Consider the following 22,425-nt stretch of genomic DNA (forward strand, 5'->3'; position numbering starts at 1 on the left):
CAAGACTCCAAAACAGATAAATCAAATCGGGTAAACACAATGCGCCGGATAATATCACAAGCGCCTGTTACCCGAATAAAAACCCTCAGCCCAGCCAGTTCGCCCAGCTGGCGCGGATTTGCGCGCGCTCCGCCGCAAAACTGTCTGCGGCCACTTTCCCGCTGTGCTCCTGCAAAGCGAGGTGATGAATTTCATCGCGCAGCGTGACATAAGCCTGCGTCAGATTTCGAGCCTCTTCTTCCGGCATGATGTCGTGTTGCGCCATCAGCTCAAAAATCCTCACATTATCGGACCAGCGCGTCAGCTTCGGCTCATCATGCGCGAAACGCAGAACCAGATATTGTGCAATGAATTCAATATCCGTAATGCCACCCGGATCCGCTTTCAGATCGAACTCGTCGGCTTTTTTACTGCCCAGATGGGCATACATTTTCTCGCGCATTTCACGGACCTCCTTACGCAGTCCTTCACCATCGCGCTGGCGGCAAAGAATGTCGCGACGCGTGGCATTAAATTGCTGCGTCAGTTGCGGATCACCGTAAACCACGCGCGCGCGAACCAGCGCCTGATGCTCCCATGTCCAGGCTTCATTGGCCTGATAATCGGCAAAAGCTTCGATGGTGCTGACCAGCATGCCGGAGGCACCGGAAGGTCGCAGACGCGGGTCAACCTCATAAAGAATACCTGACGACGTACGGGTGCTGAATAAATGCATGATGCGCTGCGCCAGCCGCAGATAAAACTGACGCCCGTCGATGCTGCGTTCGCCATCGGTCATTACCTCCGGCGCACAGTCGAGCAGGAAGACCAGATCCAGATCCGAGCTGTAACCCAGCTCCCAGCCACCGAGTTTTCCGTAACCGACCACGGCAAAACCGCGCCCTTCACGGTGCTGAAGATGCGCTGGCTGACCGTATTTTACGACCATCTGTTCCCACGCCTGTTGCACCACAACGTCGAGAATGGCCTCCGCAAGGTAGGTTAAATGGTCACTGACTTTCATCACCGGCAATGCGCCGGAAATATCCCCGGCTGCGATGCGCAGATGCTGTGCCTGCTTAAACTGACGTACCGCCTCAAGCTGTTGTTCTTCGTCTTCCGTCGGCACCCGCATCAGATACTGGCGCAGTTCGTCGCGGTACTCACCCGGCTCCACCGGCTGGTAAAGCGTGCGTGTGTCGAGCAGTTCATCAAGCAATAAAGGATGGCGGGCGAGTTGGCTCGCGACCATCGGTGAAGCGGCGCACAGGCGGATTAACTGTTTGAGCGCACCGGGGTATTCCACCAGCAGCTCGATATACGTCGTACGTGTGACGATATTGAGCAGCAACTGCATCAGGCGCTGTAACGTCACATCGGCATTTTTATAGGTGCAGACCTGCGCCAGCAAACGCGGCATCAGCAAATCCAGCTGGTCGCGGCCACGCGGCCCGATCGTGCGTTTATCTACATCACGGCGGAAATCGGCAATCTGATATAAAACATGCCGTTGCGCGTTTTCGTCAAGTTGCGGCACCAGTGGCGCCAGTTCGGCAGGCTCAAGCGCATCAATCCATAAACTGCTGAACTGGGAGAGTTGCACATCATCTTCAGCATCTGGCGTGTCATCACCAATCAGCTCGTTAAACACCGAGCGCACGGCCTGCATGTGAGCATTCACTGCATCCAGAAGCTGCGGCCAGCCGGCATAATTCATCCCCCACGCCAGACGTGCCTGATTCAGTTCATCTGACGGTAAGGTTTGTGTTTGCTCGTCCGCTATTGCCTGCAACAGATTTTCCAGACGGCGCAGGAACAGATAGCTGTTACGCAACTGCAACACCTGTTCTACCGGCAACAGCCCCAGATTTTCCAGCGCCTGAAGCGTTGGCAGCAACGCACGCTGCTGCAATGCCGGTTCGCGCCCGCCACGGATCAGCTGGAATACCTGCACGATAAATTCAATCTCACGGATACCGCCTGCGCCGAGTTTGATGTTGTCTTTCAGACCCCGGCGGCGAACTTCACGAGCGATCATGCCTTTCATGTTACGCAGGGACTGGATCACACTGAAATCGATATAACGGCGGAAGACAAATGGCATCAGCATTTTGCGCAATTCCTGACTGCTGATGTCCTCCGCGCCGCCCATCAGACGCGCTTTCACCATCGCGTAACGCTCCCAGTCACGCCCCTGTTCCTGATAATAATCCTCCAGTGCCGGGAAGCTCATCACCAGCGGGCCGCTGTCGCCGAACGGGCGCAAACGCATGTCCACGCGATATACAAAACCGTCGATAGTGGGCTGATCCAGCACTTTGATCAGCCGCTGGCCGAGACGGGTGAAAAACTGCGCATTATCCAGTTCACGCCGCCCGCCGCGGGTCTGACCATTTTCCGGATAAGCAAAAATCAGATCGATATCCGAGGAGAAATTCAGCTCGCCGCCGCCCAGTTTACCCATCCCGAGGATCAGCATTCTTTGCGGTTCGCCAGCAGCATTGACCGGCGTACCAAACTCGCGACAGCAAGCGTCGTAAAGCCAGCCGCGGGCGCTGACAATCAATAATTCCGCCAGTTCACTCAACTGGTGAAGCGTGTCTTTCGCTTCACTGGTTTGCGCGGACTGCGACCACGCAATGCGGGTCAGAATGCGACGACGAAACAAACGTAACGCTTTCATCAGCCCGGCTTCGTCAGCCACCTGTGTCAGCGATTCCTCCAGCCACTGGCGGTAAAGTTGCCACTCCTGCGCCTGAGGGGGATTTTGGTCAATTTCATGCCACCACTGCGGAAAAGCCAGCAAACTGTCCGTTACGAATTCACTGCTGCTCAGCACGGCCAGTTGCGCATCATCGGGAAGGGGCAGGTTTTCAGGATGTTCACGCCAGCGTTCAAGCAAACTCTGCGCATGGCTTTGCAAAACAGAAGAAAGTGGCAACATGAAGTCAGATTCCTTGCAAAAAAAAGCCCGGGCAATTTGCCCAGGCTTATCAGTCAATTAACGAGGTTGTCCGTTTAACCAGAAAGCATCCATCATCACCGCGTGAGAACGGGCCGAATCCTCCCAGGCGTGTTGCTGCTGAACGATGGCCTGTTGCAGATCGGCCCAGCCGGCAATATACGCGGCAACGTCTTTTTCAGGGTAAGCACCGGCCAGCAAATGGAAGGTAATGATCTGGCGTTTAAGGCGCGCCAGTTGGTCACGATAACCTTCTTCCGTCAGCGGCTGTGCAAAGGCTTCTTTCAGATCGGCGGCAGTGCGGCCGAGCATGATGTCAGCAAAGCGCTTGAAGGAACCGTCCATTTTTTTCGCAGATTTATCATCAATAAACGGCGCCCAGCCTGATGTTGCCAGCCAGGAAGTAAGCACTAACTTGCATTTCAGATATGCCGCGCTGTAACAGATTTCCTGTGCATCCGCCGATTTCTGTTCCAGAACCGGCACCAGATCAGTAAGTAAGGTACGCAGCTCAGAAGAGGCTTTACGCGGCACGAGTCCGCCGAACAGCACCAGAACCTGACGCACCGTTTCCACGGCCTGCAACACAGTCAGGCGCGCAGTTTTGTCGCCGCGAACCCACAATTCTTCATGATATTGCCAGTGATCCAGCGCCAGTTCGAACATCGCAGACATAGCCTGCTCAACCGTAGCTTTCGGTTTCGCTTTAAACACCGGCAGCGGTTTGATGTCACGGGCAGGATTGCCCTTTGCAAGATGATAACCACGAGCCGCCTTGCTGAAACCACCCTGCCGCAAGCCGCCGTGCGCGCCAATTTCAGCCGCCAGCGCCAGTAAATCAGCGGTGTTACCTTTTTTCAGCTCAAGTTCAATTTCAGCCAGTGGTTCGTTTAATTCGCCAGCCACCACTTCGCCCTGATCTAACCCAAGTTCAATCTCGCTTTCGCCGTAAGTGATCACCCACTTCTCGCGGGTGAAATCCGTGCGGAAGAGCGGAGCGAGTTCTTTCTGCAATGCAGCGGGTTTGCACCCTTCCGGCCAGATATCTTTCGGGAACGCGCTCAGTTTCAACACCGGCTTTTTCAGCTCAACGTTGTATTCAGGGCGCTGATGTAAACCCCCCACCACTTTGCCACCGATTTTGATGGTCATTTCATACTGATCGTCAAAACCACGGATCCGCAGACCCATGTCATGCGAACGTAAATAGTTTTCCGCAGTCTCAAAATAGATGTTGGTCAGTTTCGAAGGCGCGGTGTGCTCGCTGTTAAAACCAGCGAGTTGCGAAGGTAATTCGGCGATTGCGGCCGGGGTGGCGATAAATTTTAATTCTATTTCTACGGTCATATGAGTCTTCACACCGATTCTTTGCTGCCAAAAGGGATTAACGCGTCGCTGCCAATTCTATCATAAGCACAGCGCGCAAGCCGCATGTTGCGGGATTGTAAGATAGTTCTCATTCCGGTTTATACATTGCGTCGTCACACTGTTGCCCTTACTATCGGTCTCCAACTTTTAGTACTTATATGAGTGCAATGGCCGGACAGTGGCGGTTGCCAGAAGACGTATCCTGATAAAACGGATCCACACTTCACGTTCCCTAAATTCACAAAGAAACGATGAAATAATGCAGAAATTACGCCTAATTGGTTTCGCTTTGCTTGGTTTAAGCATGACATGGGGCGCTCACGCTGATGAGAAGCGCTATATCTCCGACGATTTGATTACCTATATCCACAGTGGTCCAGGTAATCAGTATCGCATCGTTGGCACCCTGAATGCCGGTGAAGAAGTCACCCTGCGCAGTGTCAACGACAGCACGAAATACGGTGAGATTGTTGATTCAAAAGGTAAAACAGCCTGGATCCCGCTTGATCAGTTAAGCAATGTGCCGAGCTTGCGTACCCGCGTTCCGGATCTGGAACAACAGGTGAAAACGCTGACCGACAAGCTGACCAATATTGATTCCAGCTGGAACCAGCGCACGGCAGAAATGCAGGCCAAAGTCTCTTCCAGTGACGGCATCATCAACGGCCTGAAGAAAGAAAATCAGGATTTGAAAAATCAGCTGATCGTGGCGAAGAAGAAGGTTGACGCGGTCAATGTGCAGCTCGACGACAAACAAAGAACCATTATTTTACAATGGTTTATGTATGGCGGCGGTGTCGCGGGTGTCGGTCTGGTGCTGGGTCTGCTGTTGCCACATCTCATCCCACGTCGCAGGAAAAAAGATCGCTGGATGAGCTGACAGCTCAGCATCCTGATCGTTTCCCTAAGGCACTTCGGTGCCTTTTCGTGTTTCCATCAGTCAGGAAATCTTCAGCGCAACTTTGCTATGATGAAGACAGAGTCCTTTGGCTAATTTCAGGAGTTATCGCGTGGAGATTTACCTGGTCGGCGGCGCAGTCCGAGACAGTTTATTAAACCTGCCTGTGTCTGAACACGATTGGGTGGTAGTGGGCGCGACGCCTGAATATATGCTCGAAAATGGCTATCAGCAGGTCGGTAAAGATTTTCCGGTCTTCCTGCATCCGGTCACTCACGATGAATATGCGCTGGCCCGTACTGAGCGGAAATCTGGCTCCGGTTATAACGGCTTTACCTGTTATGCCGCACCGGATGTCACGCTGGAACAAGATCTGATGCGTCGGGATCTGACCATTAATGCCATCGCCAAAAGCAACGATGGCGAACTTTTCGATCCCTATCACGGTCAGCGTGATATCGAACAACGCCTTTTGCGCCACGTTTCCGATGCTTTCGGCGAAGATCCGCTGCGGGTTCTGCGCGTTGCCCGCTTTGCTGCACGCTTCGCGCATTTAGATTTCACGGTCGCCCCGGAAACGCAGGCGCTGATGCAACAGATGGCGGAAAGCGGTGAGCTGGAAGCCCTCACACCTGAACGTGTGTGGAAAGAAACTGAGAAAGCGTTACAAACGCAGGATCCGCAGGTCTATTTCCAGGTGCTGCGCGATTGTGGCGCCCTGAAAGTGCTGTTTCCTGAAATCGATGCATTATTTGGCGTGCCTGCACCGGCGAAATGGCATCCGGAAATTGATACCGGCATACATACGCTGATGACGCTGAAAATCGCCAGCACCCTGACGCCTGACGTCGATGTGCGTTTTTCGGCGCTTTGCCATGATTTGGGTAAGGCTCTGACGCCGCCGCAATTCTGGCCTGCCCATCACGGTCATGGCCCGGCGGGCGTGAAACTGGTGGAGGAACTCTGCCAGCGGCTGAAAGTGCCGACGCACATTCGTGATTTAGCGAAACTGGTCGCGGAGTTCCATGACCTGATCCACACCGTCAATAAACTGCGTCCGGAAACCTTGTTAAAACTGTTCGACACCATTGATGTCTGGCGTAAACCGCAGCGTCTTGAGCAGATGATCATGACCAGTGAAGCCGATGCGCGCGGGCGTACGACATTTGAAAATAATCCCTATCCGCAAGGCGATTACCTGCGTGAAGCCTTTGCAGTCGCCAGCAGCGTTTCAAATAAAGAGGTGCTGGATGCGGGTTTCCAGGGTATGGCTATCCGTGATGAACTGAAGAAACGCCGTACTCAGGCGCTCGCCGACTGGAAACAAACTCAGGACGTGGCGATTTAAACGCTGGCTTTATTCATAAGAAAAGCCCCGCCGGTGATTCACCGTGCGGGGCTTTTTATTGCCTCAGGGAAGCAAAAATCAGGCGATAAACACAAAATACACGGCAATTGCCACGAAGAAACGGTAAATCGCAAACGGGATAAACGAAATACGTTTAATCACCGCCAGGAAGGTTTTAATTGCGATCAACGCAACAATGAACGCAGAGACAAACCCTGTGGCAAACATCGGTAAATCCGCCATATTCAGGAAGCTGTAGCTCTTGTACAAATCCAGAGCCGTCGCGCCCATCATCATCGGCACCGCCAGCAGGAAAGAGAACTCAGATGCCGCAAAACGGCTGATCCCCATTAACATCCCCCCACTGATGGTTGCCCCTGAGCGGGAGAACCCGGGCCAGAGCGCCAGACACTGAAAAACACCAATCATAAACGCCTGCACGTAGGTGATGTCATCCAGTCCCTCGGCACGCGGTTTTTTAGGTTTCAGCAACTCGGCAGCAATCAGCAAAATACCGCCGACCACCAGTGCATACATGACATATTTTGGCTCGAACAACGCTTTGATTTGAGAGTGCAGAAGCAGCCCCAGTACCGTTGCCGGAATCATCCCCAAAATAATATGCAATAAATTTAAACGACGAGAACCCGAGCCTTCATGAACCGGCGGTTTACCAAAATGCAAACCTATCATGTTGAACAAACGACGCCAGAACATCACGACCACGGCCAGAATTGAACCTAACTGGATAACCACTTCAAATGATTTTGAGGTATCTCCCGTAAAGCCAAGAAGATTGCCGACAATAATCAAATGACCGGTAGAAGAAACAGGCAAAAACTCGGTGAGTCCTTCAACCACCCCCAAAATAGCCGCAACAAGCAAAGAATGACTTTCGACGATCATTATCGCACCCTACCCTTTAAAAGATCCGCTGATGGGAAATATGCTTACAATACACACAATAAAAAAGCGGCATCATGCTGAGCCGCTTCAGTAAAGAAAACCCGGCAACCCGGACTTTCCTTTTAACGCTTCTTTATGACATTCAATAGACAAGCGTTTTCTAAATTGTATCCATAACAGGATTTAAAAACGCTTTCCACGCTCGATAATCACGCCGACATTCGCTGCCTGAGCAACAGCGCCCGGTTTGCTGAGCTTAATCCGAACCCACGGAGAATTAAACCGGCTCAGCAGCAATGTCGCCACCTCTTCCGCTACGCGTTCAACCAGCGCAAAATTTTGTGAAGAAACATGCCCGATCACCGCATCACTGACATCAGCATAGCTTAAACAGTCATTCACATCGTCAGTGGCGGCGGACTTTTGGTTATCCCAGGCCATTTCGATATCGAATACCAGTTTCTGTTTAATGGTCTGTTCCCATTCGTAAGCGCCAATGGTAGTGATTACATTTAGTTGCTCAATAAATACGATATCCATCACGTGATTCTCTGTTTTTGGCCCAGCCGGATACCACTTCCAGCAGAAAATGCGTATTATCCATGGATGTTGCGATTAAAACGACCCTTATTAGACGGAACGGCTTTATGAGTGCTACCGCGCTTGGAATGATTATTTTCGCCTACCTCTGCGGCTCGATTTCCAGTGCTATTCTGGTCTGCCGGGTAGCCCGTTTACCCGATCCGCGCACAGCGGGCTCAGGTAATCCCGGCGCCACCAACGTTTTACGCCTGGGTGGCCGTCTGGCCGCTGCCGCTGTTCTGATTTTCGATGTCCTCAAAGGCATGCTGCCGGTCTGGCTGGCATACCGTCTGAACATTCCGCCTATGTATCTTGGCCTGACGGCCATCGCGGCATGTCTTGGCCATATCTATCCGGTCTTTTTCCGCTTTAAAGGCGGCAAAGGTGTTGCCACGGCGTTTGGTGCTATCGCCCCCATCGGCTGGGACCTGACCGGCCTGATGACCGGCACATGGCTCCTGACCGTGCTGCTGAGCGGCTATTCGTCACTGGGTGCGATCGTCAGCGCACTGATTGCGCCATTTTATGTCTGGTGGTTCAAACCGGAGTTCACCTTCCCGGTCGCCATGCTTTCCTGTCTGATCCTGTTGCGTCATCACGATAATATTCAGCGCCTGTGGCGTGGTCAGGAAGGAAAAATCTGGGATAAGCTGAAGAAAAAACGTAAAGCGGCGAAAGAAGATAAGACCGAATAGTCAGTAAAATGCAGATTGCAGACATAAAAAAACGACCTCAGGCGGGTCGTTTTTTATTGGTTTTTTTCAGCTCAGCCAGCCTGACTGAGCGGGAGCGAGACAAGGCGTCAGGAGACCTGAAAGCGCAGCATAATTGAGTATGTGAGCATTTCGGGTCGATGCAACAACGCAGTCGCAGCCCCACTCAGACTGGCGGAAGCTCCGCTAACGGCCAGCGAGGGCGAACGGTCACACCGAGATCAGGAGTTGCACCGCTTTTCAGCCGCACCATGCCTGCATACGCGATCATCGCACCGTTATCGGTACAGAATTCAGGACGCGCATAAAATACCTGACCGCCACGTTTTGCCATCACCTCAGCCAGTTTGGCGCGTAATGTGCGGTTCGCGCTGACACCACCGGCCATTACCAGCTGTTTAAAACCCGTCTGATCCAGTGCACGTTTGCATTTTATGGCCAGCGTATCCACCACCGCATCTTCAAAAGCGCGGGCAATGTCGGCATGTGTCTGCGGGTCGCTGTCATTGCCACGAATGGTATTCGCTGCGAAAGTTTTGAGGCCGGAGAAACTGAAATCCAGCCCCGGCCGGTCTGTCATCGGGCGCGGGAAGGTAAAACGTCCGGCAACGCCCTGAGAAGCCATTTTCGACAGCAACGGCCCCCCCGGATAATCAAGGCCGAGCAATTTAGCTGTTTTATCAAAGGCTTCACCGGCAGCATCATCAATGGATTCGCCGAGCAAGGTATATTCGCCAATTCCGGTGACGCTGATTAACTGCGTATGTCCGCCGGAAACCAGCAGCGCCACAAACGGGAAATCCGGCGGATTATCTTCCAGCATCGGTGCCAGCAAATGGCCTTCCATGTGATGCACCGGCACGGCAGGCACATCCCACGCAAATGCCAGAGAACGCCCGATGGTTGCGCCCACCAGCAACGCCCCGACCAGACCAGGGCCGGCGGTGTACGCCACGCCATCGATATCCTGAGCAGTCAGCCCGGCTTCTTTCAGCGCAGCCTGAATCAAGGGTACTGTTTTACGTACATGGTCACGCGATGCCAGTTCTGGCACCACACCGCCGTAATCTGCATGCAGTTTTACCTGACTATACAGTTGGTTGGCTAACAAACCGGCTTCGCTGTCATAAACTGCAATTCCGGTTTCATCGCAGGAGGTTTCAATACCCAGTACTCGCATCACTCTTTCCATCATGTTTTCGCGCTAACTCGCGGCGCGCAGTTTAGCACACAAGCTTCGGCGGGTGCTGCACCGGAGTGGGAATTCCTCGCTTCGCAGGCCAATTAATGTCGAGCAATTTTGATTGATTGGTATATAATCGCCGCCCGACGCAAAACAAGCGCACAATGTTGCAGAAGGGTTGCAGAAAGCGCCTGTTTCAATTTGCCGTTATGCTTTACAAGACGACGCGAATTGGAGTAAAATTCCGCACCATTTTGAAATGTGCTGGTACAACATCAGCAAACAAACCGATTTTATCGAGGTGAGAGGCACATGCCTGTAATTAAAGTACGTGAAAACGAGCCGTTCGACGTAGCTCTGCGTCGCTTCAAGCGTTCCTGCGAAAAAGCAGGTGTTCTGGCAGAAGTTCGTCGTCGTGAATTCTATGAAAAACCGACTACCGAACGTAAACGCGCTAAAGCATCTGCAGTAAAACGCCACGCCAAGAAACTGGCTCGCGAAAACGCACGCCGCACTCGTCTGTATTAATCTTCGGGGGCAACCCCAAATCGCGTGATTTGCAATATTAAGAACGCGCAGACTGCGTAGTAGCATACGAAGGCCGTGCTTTCCGAAAGGAATGCGCGGCTTGTTCTCGTTTATAGGCTAGTGAGTAAGGGGCTTATGGCTGGGAGAATTCCGCGCGTATTTATCAATGACTTGCTGGCTCGCATCGATATCGTCGATTTGATCGACGCTCGGGTAAAGCTCAAGAAACAGGGTAAAAATTATCACGCGTGCTGCCCTTTCCACCATGAGAAAACACCCTCATTTACCGTAAATGGCGATAAGCAGTTTTATCACTGTTTCGGCTGTGGTGCCCACGGCAACGCCGTCGATTTCCTGATGAACTATGACAGGCTTGAGTTTGTCGAAAGCATTGAGGAACTGGCGACAATGCAGGGTTTGGAAGTGCCGTACGAAGCAGGCACCGGTCCGAGCCAGATGGAGCGTCATCAGCGTCAAAGCCTCTACCAGTTGATGGCACCGCTTAGCGAGTTCTATCAGCAATCACTTAAACAGGCTGCAGGGGCTCCCGCACGGGAATATCTTGCCCGGCGCGGTTTAAGTGAAGACGTCATCAGCCATTTCGCCATTGGTTTCGCCCCACCGGGTTGGGACAACGCATTAAAGCGTTTCGGTAAAAATGCCGATGATAAAGCGTCTCTGATTGATGCCGGTATGTTGGTCACCAATGACAATGGCCGCAGCTATGATCGTTTCCGCGAACGGGTGATGTTTCCTATTCGTGATAAACGTGGCCGCGTAATTGCCTTTGGCGGCAGGGTTCTCGGTGACGGTACGCCGAAATACCTGAACTCACCGGAAACCGAAATTTTCCATAAAGGCCGCCAGTTGTATGGCCTGTATGAAGCACAGTTAAAGCACCCGACGCCAGCGCGTTTGCTGGTGGTTGAAGGGTATATGGATGTCGTCGCACTGGCGCAGTTCGGCATTGATTATGCCGTTGCCTCATTGGGCACGTCCACGACCGCTGATCATATTCAGCTGATGTTCCGCAGCACAGACAACATCGTTTGCTGTTACGACGGTGACCGCGCGGGACGTGAAGCCGCATGGCGCGCACTGGAAACGGCACTGCCGTATCTTAATGATGGCCGCCAGCTGCGTTTTATGTTTTTACCCGACGGCGAAGATCCAGACACGCTGGTGCGTAAAGAAGGCAAAGAAGCGTTCGAACAACGTATGGAACAGGCGATGCCGCTGTCCACTTTCCTGTTTGATTCGCTGTTGCCGCAGGTAGATTTGAGCAGCCCTGACGGGCGGACCAAATTGAGCATGCTGGCATTGCCGCTGATCCGCCAGGTTCCCGGTGAAACGTTACGAATGTATTTGCGTCAGCAGTTAGGGAATAAGCTCGGTATTTTGGATGACAGCCAGCTGGAAAAGCTGATGCCTAAACAGGCAGAAAGTAGCAATGTCTATCAGGCGCCCCAGCTAAAACGCACAACCATGCGTATACTTATAGGGTTACTGGTACAAAATCCACAACTGGCTACACTTATACCCTCACTGCAAGGTTTGGAGCAAGCGAAGCAACCAGGACTGGATCTGTTCAGCGAGTTAGTAACCACTTGCTTAGCCCAGCCGGGGCTGACGACGGGCCAGTTACTGGAACTTTATCGCGACAATAAGTTCTACCAGCAGCTTGAAACTCTGGCGACATGGAACCACATGATCGTAGAGGACATGGTCGAGGAGGAATTTCGCGCCACGTTAGCCAGCCTGTATGACTCGATTTTAGAGCAACGGCTTGAAACTTTGATTGCAAAAGCCAGGACGCATGGCCTGAGTCCGGAGGAACGGACCGAAGTCAGTTCCCTGAATCAGGTGTTAGCGAGAAAGAGTTAACAAGTTAAATAACAAGAACATAAAAAGTAATGCGTCAGGCGTTACTACTAAAAAACGGCTTAAGTGCCGATATAAAGCGGGGCACGGCCCTGCGCAGAGCCGCCCTGGTGGGCCGCGGCACAATAAACGCCCCTAACGTTATTGTTGGCGATGTTACCCGACCGACACCAACCCAAATACTCTGAAGTGTGGATACCGTCTTATGGAGCAAAACCCGCAGTCACAGCTTAAGCTACTTGTCACCCGTGGTAAGGAGCAAGGCTATCTGACCTATGCTGAGGTCAATGACCATCTGCCGGAAGATATCGTCGATTCCGACCAGATCGAAGACATCATCCAGATGATTAACGACATGGGCATCCAGGTACTTGAAGAAGCACCGGACGCCGATGATTTGATGCTGGCCGAAAACCGCCCTGATACCGACGAAGACGCTGCAGAAGCGGCGGCGCAGGTACTTTCCAGCGTTGAATCCGAAATTGGCCGTACCACCGACCCTGTGCGTATGTATATGCGCGAGATGGGTACCGTTGAGTTGCTGACCCGTGAAGGCGAAATCGACATCGCCAAACGTATCGAAGACGGTATCAACCAGGTTCAGTGCTCCGTTGCTGAATATCCTGAAGCTATCACTTATTTGTTAGAGCAATATGACCGTGTAGAAGCTGGCGAAGTCCGCCTGTCTGACTTGATCACAGGTTTTGTTGACCCTAACGCCGAAGAAGAAATCGCACCAACTGCGACTCACGTGGGTTCTGAACTGACCACCGAAGAGCAGGATGATGATGATGAAGACGAAGATGAAGACGACGATGCTGAAGACGACAACAGCATCGACCCGGAACTGGCTCGCCAGAAGTTCACCGAACTGCGTGAACAGCATGAAGCGACGCGTCTGGTCATCAAGAAAAACGGCCGTAGCCACAAGAGCGCAGCAGAAGAAATCCTGAAGCTGTCCGATGTGTTCAAACAATTCCGTTTAGTGCCAAAACAGTTCGATTTCCTGGTTAACAGCATGCGTTCCATGATGGATCGCGTTCGTGCTCAGGAACGTCTGATCATGAAAGTGTGCGTTGAACAGTGCAAAATGCCGAAGAAAAACTTCGTCAATCTGTTCGCCGGTAACGAAACCAGCGATACCTGGTTTGATGCTGCTCTGGCAATGGGTAAACCCTGGTCTGAGAAGCTGAAAGAAGTCACCGAAGACGTACAGCGCGGCCTGATGAAGCTGCGTCAGATCGAAGAAGAAACTGGCCTGACTATCGAACAGGTAAAAGACATCAACCGTCGCATGTCTATCGGCGAAGCGAAAGCCCGTCGCGCGAAGAAAGAGATGGTTGAAGCAAACTTACGTCTGGTTATTTCGATCGCGAAGAAATACACCAACCGTGGTCTGCAGTTCCTTGACCTGATCCAGGAAGGTAACATCGGCCTGATGAAAGCCGTTGATAAGTTTGAATATCGCCGTGGTTATAAGTTCTCAACTTATGCGACCTGGTGGATCCGTCAGGCTATCACCCGCTCCATCGCCGACCAGGCGCGTACCATCCGTATCCCGGTACATATGATTGAGACGATCAACAAACTCAACCGTATCTCCCGTCAGATGCTGCAAGAGATGGGCCGCGAGCCGACGCCGGAAGAACTGGCTGAACGTATGCTGATGCCGGAAGACAAAATCCGCAAAGTGCTGAAAATTGCGAAAGAACCAATCTCCATGGAAACGCCAATCGGCGACGATGAAGATTCGCATCTGGGTGATTTCATCGAGGATACCACCCTCGAGCTGCCACTGGATTCTGCAACGTCTGAAAGCCTGCGTTCTGCAACACATGACGTTCTGGCTGGCCTGACCGCACGTGAAGCTAAAGTTCTGCGTATGCGTTTCGGTATCGATATGAACACTGACCACACGCTGGAAGAAGTGGGCAAACAGTTCGACGTTACCCGTGAACGTATCCGTCAGATCGAAGCGAAAGCGTTGCGTAAACTGCGCCACCCAAGCCGCTCCGAAGTGCTGCGCAGCTTCCTGGACGATTAATCGTCCTCTGGTTGTCAGTCACGAACAGAAAAGCCCCGGCAGAAATGCCGGGGCTTTTTATTACTGGTTTTCTAAACTGACATTCACCCAGGCAGTATTATCCGGTAATGGAATAAGCCCGCTGCTGACACCCGTCAAACCAAATACTTTCGAGGCCGGCGAATCAGCATGCAATTCCAGATAAAACGTCTGAGCAAAACTGAGTAAAACTTCCGTACTGTCTGCTGACTCGCAGGCATCAATATAAACGTTACCCGTATAACCCGGTGGGAAAATACTTTTCACGTTTAAATAAAGCGTATCACCATTAACATAAAAGGCCTGGGCTTTATCACCGATGACCGGCCGGTCATTATCCCCCTGAAAAGCACCGTGGGAGATAATAAACAGATTTTCATTCTGTTCCAGTAACCGCAACTCAGAATGAAATATTTTGTAACTCGACTTAAAGACTGACTGGTACTGCGCCATTGAAGCACTGGCAACATGTTCCAGTTCCGGATCATCGGTACAGACGATAAGAATCATAATATTACTCCGTAAGTAAATTAAACTGATGACTCAGCCAACAGACCAGGTGTTATCATTTTTCAGCTGAACATTCAGGTTGTAAGTATTCGGCGCAAACTCAAGCTGCTGCTTATTGGTAATCTGACCAATATCAAGCACCTGACCCGGCGTATAATTACCAAAAGTGATCCAATAAGTTGGATGCGGCGTGAAGGTCAGGTTGATGTTCGGCTGTGCCTGAACAACAAAGGTACCCGCCCCCGACATACCGACCCCGACAGAGGCCTGATTCAGCGGTAAACTGCTGTCGTTCGTGACATACAACGTACCGTTCTTTCCGCCGGTGGTCTGTTGTTCGAATTCAAACGCCCCCTCGGAATAGCTCAGCGTCACCTGATTATTGTTCGTCAGGCTGGCAGGAAGGGTTTGAGAGGCATCGAATTTCACACCGGGGATCAGCACACCGGTTTCATCCCAAACAAAACTGTAATCAATTCCCCAGTCAAACTGCACTTTGGTTTTTGGATGTGCCACTTTGGAGAACCACGCCAGTGACATCACTTTGGGATCGGTGATATCCGGAGAGGTTTGATAAATACAAATTGCGCCGGTATTTACAGAGTTGTTTGCTACAGTGACAGAATATTGAGTCATAATATTTACCTTTTATATTAAAATGAATGAGAAAATAATTGTGTGTAGTCTTTGCCTTCTCTTAACTTCCTCGACCTCCTTTACAGACACGCGTTACGTGATTTAATTAGCCGGATACTTCGCATCGTAATACCAAAAGTTTGTGTGAGTAGTTTTGCCGGAATATCTTCTTTCATCGCCACTTGCATTGCTGCCCGGCGAATAGCGATAAACACCCCCCAGTTGGATGGCGTATCCAGATATCCAGAAGAATCAATTTTTTTATAAATTCTGTTATATTTATTTTGCGGGATATTAATCCCGTAGATCTGATAAAACTTCTCTGCCTCTTTGGGCATGTATATTTTTCTCCCTCCATGGAGATGAATAAAATGAAATAATCCGGCGAAACCACCATGTTCAGCAAATTCCGATGCTATCCAGGGCATCACCGACATGATGCAGACGCTGTTTTTTTCACAAAAGCTGATTAATCTTGCTTCTCTTTCTGAATGCCGGAGCGGTAGTCCTGAAAATAGTTCGAACCATTCCTCCAGATTTTCCTGTCTTTCTTCGGTTTCAACATTAGCCATATCTCCTGCTCCTGAAGAATCAAACTGCCTGACTACTTTGCTGCTCACCCCGAATGAGGCGATGGAATAAGTTTTAGTTCAGTTGAGCGCATTCACACGGGGGAAGCATTCCTCTTACATTAAATATGCAAATGTATTCAGGTGGGGTTCAGAGAGTATAAAGCTGCTTTAATAGCGAAATAATTTGGTAAATCAACCAAAACCAAGACGATTATTAATAAAATAATCATCATGGCGAGATTTTATATCTGAGGGAATAATAAGAGGAGGTGACGGGATTATGCTGTGTTTTCTAATGATAAGAATAGTTCACGGTATGCGGATACCAGTTCATCCAGCGTCGCCCGGTTCAGGCCGCTTGGGTTAGGCAGCACCCAAACTTCCGTGTCACCGATTTTCAACGCCTGACGTCCCCAGTTCACCTTACTGATGCCAAACGCTTTACTGAATGCCTGTTTGCCTAAAACAGCCAGCGCACGCGGCTGATAGTATTCAATTTTTGCCATCAACGCTGCGCCCCCTTCGCGCAACTCATCGCGAACCAGCTCCGTTGCCTCAACGGTCGGACGTTCCACCAGCATGGTGATCCCGCAATCTGTATCCAGCAAATGCTGTTCTTCTTCAGGCTTAAGTAAACGCCCGGTAAAACCCGCCTGATAGATAACCTTCCAGAAGCGGTTATTGGCATTAGCGAAATGGAAACCATGATGAGCAGTGGATAAGCCGGGATTGATGCCGCAAAACACGACAGAAAGATCCCGGGCGATAATATCTGTAATCATTATTATCCCTTAAGATGTATTTACCTGAGTTATAGGTAAAAACGCAGTGAACACAACAGACTAAAACTGTGCACAAAACGCGCATACAAACCGAAGACATATAGACCTGTAAGCAGAGTTTACCGTATAATCCCGCACCTCGGCCCTTTAGCTCAGTTGGTTAGAGCACGCGACTCATAATCGCTTGGTCGCTGGTTCAAGTCCAGCAAGGGCCACCAGATTTTAGTTTGAGATTCAAACGATTAAGCCACTTCATACGGAGTGGCTTTTTTGTTGCGTGAATACCTGTCTTCCCCTGACTTTTCCACGGATTGAACCTCTCTCGTCATTGACCCCATACGCCCTGCATATAATAATGATAACCATTAACATTAAAGAATCAGGAATGGATCCAATGACAAGGGCTGGTTTTCGCCGTTTTTCAGGGATGGTTGCGCTGTTGTTATCGCTGCTTGTCGCCACGCAGGCTTTCGCAGAAGGCTGGCCACGGCAAGTTATGACCTCAAAGGGAAGCATCACATTACAACAGCCGCCGCAGCGGATTGTCTCCACCAGCGTCACCGTCACCGGCACATTGCTGGCGATTAATGCGCCGGTTATCGCCAGCGGAGCGACTGCGCCCAATAATCGGGTTTCCGATGCTCAGGGCTTTTTCCGCCAGTGGGGCGATGTCGCGAAACAACGCGGTGTGCAGCGGCTTTATATCGGCGAACCGAATGCTGAAGCCATTGCCGGACAGGCACCGGATCTCATCATTATTGCCGCCACAGGCGGGGATTCCGCACTGAAACTCTATGATCAGCTGTCGGCCATTGCGCCGGTCATGGTGGTCAATTACGACGATAAAAGCTGGCAGGAACTCGCCACCGAATTAGGCCGGGCGACGGGTAAAGAAACCGATGCCGCCAAGGTTATCGCGCAGTTTTCAGCCCGTGAAGACAGTCTGAAAAAAGCGATACATTTGCCACCGCAGCCGGTGTCCGCGCTGGTTTATGGATCAGATGGCAAAAGCGCCAATCTGTGGACGCCCGCGTCACCGCAAGGTCAGTTGCTCCGGCAGTTAGGATTCAGCCTCGCGCCGGTTCCGCTGAATTTAGCCGCCAGTTACAGTCAGGGCAAACGCCATGACATCATCCAGCTTGCCGGTGAGAAAATGCCGGAGGCGATGAACGGCCAGACGCTGCTGTTATTTTCCGCCAGTCAGCCTGATGCACAACGGCTGCTGACCAATCCTTTTCTGGCGAAGTTACCTGCCGTGCAGGCCGGGCGCGTGTATGCCATGGGTGACGACACGTTCAGACTCGATTATTACAGCGCCAGCAACATGCTGAATCAGCTTGAAAAACTGTTCGTAACTCACTGATGTCCCGCTCAATAAAAAATCTCACAGCGCTGTTGGTTGCCTTGTTTTTGCTCTGCCTGATGATGGCGCTGAGTCTGGTGCTGGGCGAGAAATCGCTTGCGTCCGGCACCGTGATGTCAGCGCTTAACGGCCAGTGCACTGGGGCGGACTGCGTGATTGTCACCGATGCCCGTGTGCCGCGCACGCTGGCCGGTTTGCTGGCAGGGATGGCGCTCGGATTATCCGGTGCGCTGATGCAAATCCTCACCCGCAATCCGCTGGCTGATCCCGGTATTCTTGGCGTTAATGCGGGTGCGGCTTTCGCGGTGGTTATCGGTATCGCCTTTTTTGGCGCAACGGATGTCAGCCACTATTTGTGGTTCGCGTTTGCCGGTGCCTTACTGGCAACATTGCTGGTCGCCATGATCGGCGCGCTGGGACGCGGAAAGCTGGATCCGGTACGCTTAACTCTGGCGGGCGTCGCGCTCGGCGCTGTGCTGGAAGGCATGTCTTCGGGGATTTCCCTGCTCAACCCGACCGTCTACGATCAGTTGCGATTCTGGCAGGCTGGCTCGCTGGATATCCGCAATATTACCGTGATTAAAACCATCACACCGCCGGTGACTTTTGCGGTTGTCCTGAGCTTACTGATGGCCCGCTCCCTGAATAATCTGACGATGGGCAGCGAACTGGCGACGGCGCTCGGCACCAAAATCGCGACCACGCAGTTGCTGGGATTACTGGCGATTACGTTGTTGTGCGGCAGCGCCACAGCGGCTGTCGGCCCCATCGCCTTTGTCGGCCTGATGGTGCCGCATATGGCGCGCTGGATCTGTCGTGCGGATCCGCGCTGGATGCTGCCGTGGACGCTGGTGTTAACCCCGACGCTGTTGCTGGCAGCCGATATCGCCGGGCGTTTTCTGGTTACCGGAGAATTGCGGGTTTCCGTGGTGGTCGCCTTTATCGGCGCGCCGGTGCTTATTTTCCTGGTACGCCGTCCCGGTGGATTACACAGAGGTTAACCATGAGCCAGACTCTTACAGAACCTCGCCCGCTGAAAAAACCTTTGCTGCTGTCGCGCCCCTTTCTGACCGCCTGCGGACTGGTGTTATGCCTGATCCTGCTGGCGGTTTACGCGCTGGGTAGCGGAACACTGGCACTGACGCCGTCGCAGGTTGTCAGCGCCCTGCTCGGCGACGGGCCGAAAAACCTGAGCATTATTGTCACGCAATGGCGTCTGCCGCGCGTGGTGATGGCGATGATTCTCGGTGCCGCACTCGGCATCAGCGGCGCGATTTTTCAGTCGCTGCTGCGCAATCCATTGGGAAGTCCGGACGTTATCGGTTTTAACACCGGCGCGTATACCGGCGTTCTGCTGATTATCGTGTTGTTCAATGGCGCTGCGGGCGACCTTCTCCCCGGCGCGATGGCAGGCGGCGTCGTGACCGCACTGGTGGTATACGCCCTGGCGTGGCGTCAGGGCATCGAAACGTTCCGCCTGATTATCGTCGGTATCGGCGTACGGGCGCTGCTGATTGCGGTCAATACCTGGCTGATTATTCACGCCTCGCTGGAATCGGCGCTGACGGCTGGCTTGTGGAATGCTGGTTCGCTCAATGGCATCACATGGGAGAAAAGCCTGCCGGCGACCGGGATGATTATCGTCGCCTGCATGCTGGCGCGTTGCTTATCCGCTCCGATGCGGTTGCTCGAAATGGGCGATGATGCCGCCTGTGCGCTGGGCGTACCGGTGACGCGTTCACGTTTATTGCTGATGCTGGCGGGCGTGGCGTTGACCGCCGCAGCCACCGCGCTGGCCGGGCCAATTTCCTTTATTGCGCTGGTGTCACCGCAAATTTCGCGTCGTCTTTGCGCCAGCCAGCAGCACGCTTTATTTTTCGCGGCGCTGACCGGCGCGCTGCTGTTGCTCGCCGCCGATGTCACTGCACAACGGCTGTTCACGCCCTATCAGTTACCCGTGGGCGTGCTGACCGTCAGTCTGGGCGGCATTTATCTGATTGGGTTGCTGATCCGGGAGTCGCGACGCTCATGAATACTGAACACTCTTCCCCTTTGTACGCGAAAGATCTGACGCTGGGCTACGATAAAAAAATCGTCGCCCGCGAACTCTCCGTCTCTATCCCTCAGGGAAAACTCACCGTGATTATCGGGCCGAATGCCTGCGGTAAATCCACATTATTGCGCACGCTCAGCCGCCTGATGCCGCCGCAATCCGGCACGGTATTTCTGGACGGCAAACTGATCGGTGATTACGGCACCAGAGACGTCGCGAAACGTCTGGGTTTACTGCCGCAAAGTTCAACGGCGCCGGGCGATATCAGTGTGGCGGATCTGGTGGCCCGCGGGCGTTACCCGCATCAGAGCCTGTTCAGCCGCTGGACAGCGCAAGATACGCTGGCGGTGAACGACGCCATGCACGCGACGGGAGTATTCGAACTGGCGGAAAGCACGGTGAATTCACTTTCCGGCGGACAGCGCCAGCGGGTGTGGATAGCCATGGTGCTGGCGCAACAAACGCCGTTGTTATTGCTGGATGAACCGACAACCTGGCTGGATATCGCGCATCAGATTGATTTGATGGAACTGATGTGTCGCCTGAATCAGGAAAACGGCCGCACGCTGGTGGTGGTGTTGCACGACCTGAATCAGGCATGTCGTTACGCCGGGCATCTGATTGCCATGCGCGATGGAAAAATACTGGCTGAGGGCGCACCGGCAGACATCGTCACACCGGCACTGATCGAACAGGTTTTCGGGCTACGCTGCGCCATTATCGACTGTCCGGTTTCGCATACACCGTTAATTATCCCGCTGGGTAACGGTTGAATCTCCGGTGCTCCATGGCTCTTCGTTCCACAGGTATTGAAGGCCATCGGCTAATCCGCCGCGCCAGCTCAGCGCATCGTGACCGGCATCGACCACGCGATAACGCACGCTGTTTTTGGTGCCGCTCAGCAGTTCATCCATCTGATTATTCACCTGATAAATCAGTCGCTCATTGCTGCCCGCTTCCATGAAAATTTTCAGATGGCTGGCAGCCCCCAGCCCGTTACTCACCGCACGCAGTAACAAATCCGCCTCGTCAGGATTTTCATCCTGCTGCGATTTATTACGTCGCGGCCACCAGAAAGAACCGGACTGACTGAGTACCAGACCGAAGCGCTGCGGCCAGTGCAAACCGGCGTACAACGCTGACAGCCCGCCAAAGCTCTGCCCCGCCACCACTGTTTTGTTCGCATCGCTGCTGTGCGGTGCGAGCGTCGCCACGGCGGGCAATAACTCCTCCTGAACGGCCAGCCAGAAATCTGCATTACAGGTCAGTTCGCGGCTGCGGGTCTGTGTATCGATCACATCAATCAGCACGTAGACGGCCTGCGGCAATGTGCCTTCCTGCGTCAGTTGCATCAGCGGCTGCCAGACCGGCATCTGCTGCGCCCAGAACTGGCCGTCGAGCAACAGCGCCAGCGGGCGCGATGCCGGATCCTGGCTTTCGCCGGTAGTGTAGATCCAGACCTTGCGCCGGTTGCCCAGACGCGCACTGTTCCACTGATAGGTTTGCAGTTTTGCCGGTTTCTGTGGCAACGCGGCACCGTGGAGATCAAACTCCCGCCAGGCAGGCTGCGGCAATGCGTCGGGCATATGCAAAGGCGACAGCGCGTGAGATTTCGCCCCCGGCCACGGCTGATTCGGATTCAGCGGGTCATAAATCGCATGGGCGAACATATCTTTCCACCATTCCCGCGCAGCCAGCATGGCGGTATAGGCATCGGGATCCTGCGGGAACTCTCTGCCGGGCCTGGTGCGCGGGATCAGGCTGTAACTGCCGCGCCAGCCGGAGCGCAGCGTAATACTCAGCGACCAGACATCGGTTCCCGCAAGTCTTTGCAGGCTTTGCGGCGGTAAAGACTGATGGTGATCGGTGATGCCGTTGATGTTGATCCACACCCGCTGGAAATCCGATGTCGCCTCACTGCCCTGCGGATCCCGCCAGAAGAACGTTACGTTGCATACATCATCGTTCAGCCGTTCGATCAAGGGTGAACCCTGCGCTTTAATGTCTTTCCACCATTCGGCACTTCCCGCCTGAGAGCTTGCTAACATCGCCTGCGCGGTGGGTTTTTCCGGAAACTGCGATTTCATCATGTTTACGCT

General features: G+C 52.8%; 20 protein-coding genes and 1 tRNA gene. 11 read left to right on the top strand and 10 right to left on the bottom strand.

Features of this window, described 5'->3' with window-relative positions; translation table 11 throughout:
• Positions 1 to 85 precede the first annotated feature (85 nt).
• Together glnE and GW591_RS20845 are read right to left on the bottom strand one after the other, a co-directional pair.
• Positions 86 to 2,923 (bottom strand): bifunctional [glutamate--ammonia ligase]-adenylyl-L-tyrosine phosphorylase/[glutamate--ammonia-ligase] adenylyltransferase, encoded by a 2,838-nt coding sequence (gene glnE, locus GW591_RS20840; RefSeq protein ID WP_166861332.1) that lies wholly within the window; start codon positions 2,921 to 2,923, stop codon positions 86 to 88.
• A gap of 57 nt (positions 2,924 to 2,980) precedes the next feature.
• Positions 2,981 to 4,288 (bottom strand): CYTH domain-containing protein, encoded by a 1,308-nt coding sequence (locus GW591_RS20845; RefSeq protein WP_166861334.1) that lies wholly within the window; start codon positions 4,286 to 4,288, stop codon positions 2,981 to 2,983.
• Positions 4,289 to 4,568: 280 nt separating this feature from the next.
• On the opposite strand from GW591_RS20845, the gene GW591_RS20850 reads away from it, so the two are divergent.
• Both GW591_RS20850 and GW591_RS20855 read left to right on the top strand, forming a co-directional pair.
• Complete coding sequence (locus GW591_RS20850) at positions 4,569 to 5,189, top strand: TIGR04211 family SH3 domain-containing protein (protein ID WP_013573952.1); 621 nt, start codon at positions 4,569 to 4,571, stop codon at positions 5,187 to 5,189.
• 130 nt (positions 5,190 to 5,319) lie between these two features.
• A complete protein-coding gene (locus GW591_RS20855) occupies positions 5,320 to 6,555 on the top strand; it encodes a multifunctional CCA addition/repair protein (protein WP_013573951.1) in 1,236 nt (411 codons plus the stop codon).
• A gap of 78 nt (positions 6,556 to 6,633) precedes the next feature.
• Here the strand turns inward: GW591_RS20855 and bacA are convergent, their stop codons facing one another.
• Entirely contained in the window at positions 6,634 to 7,458 is an 825-nt protein-coding gene (gene bacA / locus GW591_RS20860; protein ID WP_037034331.1) for an undecaprenyl-diphosphate phosphatase, read from the bottom strand.
• Positions 7,459 to 7,644: 186 nt separating this feature from the next.
• The gene (gene folB, locus GW591_RS20865; RefSeq protein ID WP_013573949.1) at positions 7,645 to 8,001 is read right to left on the bottom strand and encodes a bifunctional dihydroneopterin aldolase/7,8-dihydroneopterin epimerase; all 357 of its coding nucleotides are present in this window, start codon (positions 7,999 to 8,001) and stop codon (positions 7,645 to 7,647) included.
• 107 nt (positions 8,002 to 8,108) lie between these two features.
• Here folB and plsY point away from each other — a divergent pair, with 107 nt between their 5' ends.
• Positions 8,109 to 8,738, top strand: a complete 630-nt coding sequence (plsY, locus tag GW591_RS20870; protein WP_112152105.1) for a glycerol-3-phosphate 1-O-acyltransferase PlsY — start codon at positions 8,109 to 8,111, stop codon at positions 8,736 to 8,738.
• Between the two features lie 184 nt (positions 8,739 to 8,922).
• On the opposite strand, the gene tsaD is transcribed toward plsY, so the two are convergent.
• Positions 8,923 to 9,936 carry a tRNA (adenosine(37)-N6)-threonylcarbamoyltransferase complex transferase subunit TsaD gene (tsaD, locus tag GW591_RS20875; protein WP_013573947.1) on the bottom strand — a complete coding sequence of 338 codons (1,014 nt, stop codon included), beginning with the start codon at positions 9,934 to 9,936 and terminating at the stop codon, positions 8,923 to 8,925.
• A 315-nt stretch (positions 9,937 to 10,251) separates the two neighbouring features.
• Here tsaD and rpsU point away from each other — a divergent pair, with 315 nt between their 5' ends.
• From rpsU to rpoD, 3 genes are all read left to right on the top strand, one after another.
• Positions 10,252 to 10,467 carry a 30S ribosomal protein S21 gene (gene rpsU, locus GW591_RS20880; RefSeq protein ID WP_001144069.1) on the top strand — a complete coding sequence of 72 codons (216 nt, stop codon included), beginning with the start codon at positions 10,252 to 10,254 and terminating at the stop codon, positions 10,465 to 10,467.
• 135 nt (positions 10,468 to 10,602) lie between these two features.
• Positions 10,603 to 12,351, top strand: a complete 1,749-nt coding sequence (dnaG, locus tag GW591_RS20885; protein WP_013573946.1) for a DNA primase — start codon at positions 10,603 to 10,605, stop codon at positions 12,349 to 12,351.
• A 202-nt stretch (positions 12,352 to 12,553) separates the two neighbouring features.
• Positions 12,554 to 14,392, top strand: coding sequence for an RNA polymerase sigma factor RpoD (gene rpoD, locus GW591_RS20890; protein WP_013573945.1), 1,839 nt, complete (start codon positions 12,554 to 12,556; stop codon positions 14,390 to 14,392).
• Positions 14,393 to 14,452: 60 nt separating this feature from the next.
• On the opposite strand, the gene GW591_RS20895 is transcribed toward rpoD, so the two are convergent.
• From GW591_RS20895 to mug, 4 genes are all read right to left on the bottom strand, one after another.
• Complete coding sequence (locus tag GW591_RS20895; protein ID WP_013573944.1) at positions 14,453 to 14,920, bottom strand: hypothetical protein; 468 nt, start codon at positions 14,918 to 14,920, stop codon at positions 14,453 to 14,455.
• A gap of 33 nt (positions 14,921 to 14,953) precedes the next feature.
• Positions 14,954 to 15,556 carry a hypothetical protein gene (locus GW591_RS20900; protein WP_013573943.1) on the bottom strand — a complete coding sequence of 201 codons (603 nt, stop codon included), beginning with the start codon at positions 15,554 to 15,556 and terminating at the stop codon, positions 14,954 to 14,956.
• 80 nt (positions 15,557 to 15,636) lie between these two features.
• Positions 15,637 to 16,128 carry a hypothetical protein gene (locus tag GW591_RS20905; protein ID WP_041672991.1) on the bottom strand — a complete coding sequence of 164 codons (492 nt, stop codon included), beginning with the start codon at positions 16,126 to 16,128 and terminating at the stop codon, positions 15,637 to 15,639.
• A 278-nt stretch (positions 16,129 to 16,406) separates the two neighbouring features.
• Positions 16,407 to 16,910 carry a G/U mismatch-specific DNA glycosylase gene (gene mug, locus GW591_RS20910; RefSeq protein WP_013573940.1) on the bottom strand — a complete coding sequence of 168 codons (504 nt, stop codon included), beginning with the start codon at positions 16,908 to 16,910 and terminating at the stop codon, positions 16,407 to 16,409.
• Positions 16,911 to 17,051: 141 nt separating this feature from the next.
• On the opposite strand from mug, the gene GW591_RS20915 reads away from it, so the two are divergent.
• From GW591_RS20915 to GW591_RS20935, 5 genes are all read left to right on the top strand, one after another.
• Positions 17,052 to 17,128, top strand: a tRNA-Ile gene (locus GW591_RS20915).
• A 176-nt stretch (positions 17,129 to 17,304) separates the two neighbouring features.
• Entirely contained in the window at positions 17,305 to 18,273 is a 969-nt protein-coding gene (fepB, locus tag GW591_RS20920) for a Fe2+-enterobactin ABC transporter substrate-binding protein (protein ID WP_013573887.1), read from the top strand.
• Entirely contained in the window at positions 18,273 to 19,274 is a 1,002-nt protein-coding gene (fepD, locus tag GW591_RS20925) for a Fe(3+)-siderophore ABC transporter permease (protein WP_121020140.1), read from the top strand. The genes fepB and fepD overlap by 1 nt, the downstream gene beginning before the upstream one ends.
• Positions 19,275 to 19,276: 2 nt before the next feature.
• Positions 19,277 to 20,305, top strand: coding sequence for an iron-enterobactin ABC transporter permease (fepG, locus tag GW591_RS20930; RefSeq protein WP_014411586.1), 1,029 nt, complete (start codon positions 19,277 to 19,279; stop codon positions 20,303 to 20,305).
• Entirely contained in the window at positions 20,302 to 21,099 is a 798-nt protein-coding gene (locus GW591_RS20935; protein ID WP_013573884.1) for an ATP-binding cassette domain-containing protein, read from the top strand. The genes fepG and GW591_RS20935 overlap by 4 nt, the downstream gene beginning before the upstream one ends.
• Here the strand turns inward: GW591_RS20935 and fes are convergent.
• Positions 21,073 to 22,416: an enterochelin esterase gene (gene fes, locus GW591_RS20940; protein WP_013573883.1), complete on the bottom strand. Its 1,344-nt coding sequence runs from the start codon at positions 22,414 to 22,416 to the stop codon at positions 21,073 to 21,075. The genes GW591_RS20935 and fes overlap by 27 nt on opposite strands.
• Positions 22,417 to 22,425: the final 9 nt, after the last annotated feature.

Origin of the sequence: Rahnella aceris (genome assembly GCF_011684115.1) — a bacterium.
Taxonomy (GTDB): Bacteria; Pseudomonadota; Gammaproteobacteria; order Enterobacterales; family Enterobacteriaceae; genus Rahnella; species Rahnella aceris.

Excerpts from the sequence above, each read along its gene's own strand:
- fes (WP_013573883.1), bottom strand. The coding sequence starts at position 22,416 with ATGATGAAATCGCAGTTTCCGGAAAAACCCACCGCGCAGGCGATGTTA.
- plsY (WP_112152105.1), top strand. The coding sequence starts at position 8,109 with ATGAGTGCTACCGCGCTTGGAATGATTATTTTCGCCTACCTCTGCGGC.
- tsaD (WP_013573947.1), bottom strand. The coding sequence starts at position 9,936 with ATGCGAGTACTGGGTATTGAAACCTCCTGCGATGAAACCGGAATTGCA.
- mug (WP_013573940.1), bottom strand. The coding sequence starts at position 16,910 with ATGATTACAGATATTATCGCCCGGGATCTTTCTGTCGTGTTTTGCGGC.
- dnaG (WP_013573946.1), top strand. The coding sequence starts at position 10,603 with ATGGCTGGGAGAATTCCGCGCGTATTTATCAATGACTTGCTGGCTCGC.
- GW591_RS20900 (WP_013573943.1), bottom strand. The coding sequence starts at position 15,556 with ATGACTCAATATTCTGTCACTGTAGCAAACAACTCTGTAAATACCGGC.
- fepG (WP_014411586.1), top strand. The coding sequence starts at position 19,277 with ATGAGCCAGACTCTTACAGAACCTCGCCCGCTGAAAAAACCTTTGCTG.
- GW591_RS20905 (WP_041672991.1), bottom strand. The coding sequence starts at position 16,128 with ATGGCTAATGTTGAAACCGAAGAAAGACAGGAAAATCTGGAGGAATGG.
- GW591_RS20895 (WP_013573944.1), bottom strand. The coding sequence starts at position 14,920 with ATGATTCTTATCGTCTGTACCGATGATCCGGAACTGGAACATGTTGCC.
- rpoD (WP_013573945.1), top strand. The coding sequence starts at position 12,554 with ATGGAGCAAAACCCGCAGTCACAGCTTAAGCTACTTGTCACCCGTGGT.
- rpsU (WP_001144069.1), top strand. The coding sequence starts at position 10,252 with ATGCCTGTAATTAAAGTACGTGAAAACGAGCCGTTCGACGTAGCTCTG.
- fepB (WP_013573887.1), top strand. The coding sequence starts at position 17,305 with ATGACAAGGGCTGGTTTTCGCCGTTTTTCAGGGATGGTTGCGCTGTTG.
- fepD (WP_121020140.1), top strand. The coding sequence starts at position 18,273 with ATGTCCCGCTCAATAAAAAATCTCACAGCGCTGTTGGTTGCCTTGTTT.
- GW591_RS20845 (WP_166861334.1), bottom strand. The coding sequence starts at position 4,288 with ATGACCGTAGAAATAGAATTAAAATTTATCGCCACCCCGGCCGCAATC.
- GW591_RS20850 (WP_013573952.1), top strand. The coding sequence starts at position 4,569 with ATGCAGAAATTACGCCTAATTGGTTTCGCTTTGCTTGGTTTAAGCATG.
- glnE (WP_166861332.1), bottom strand. The coding sequence starts at position 2,923 with ATGTTGCCACTTTCTTCTGTTTTGCAAAGCCATGCGCAGAGTTTGCTT.
- GW591_RS20935 (WP_013573884.1), top strand. The coding sequence starts at position 20,302 with ATGAATACTGAACACTCTTCCCCTTTGTACGCGAAAGATCTGACGCTG.
- folB (WP_013573949.1), bottom strand. The coding sequence starts at position 8,001 with ATGGATATCGTATTTATTGAGCAACTAAATGTAATCACTACCATTGGC.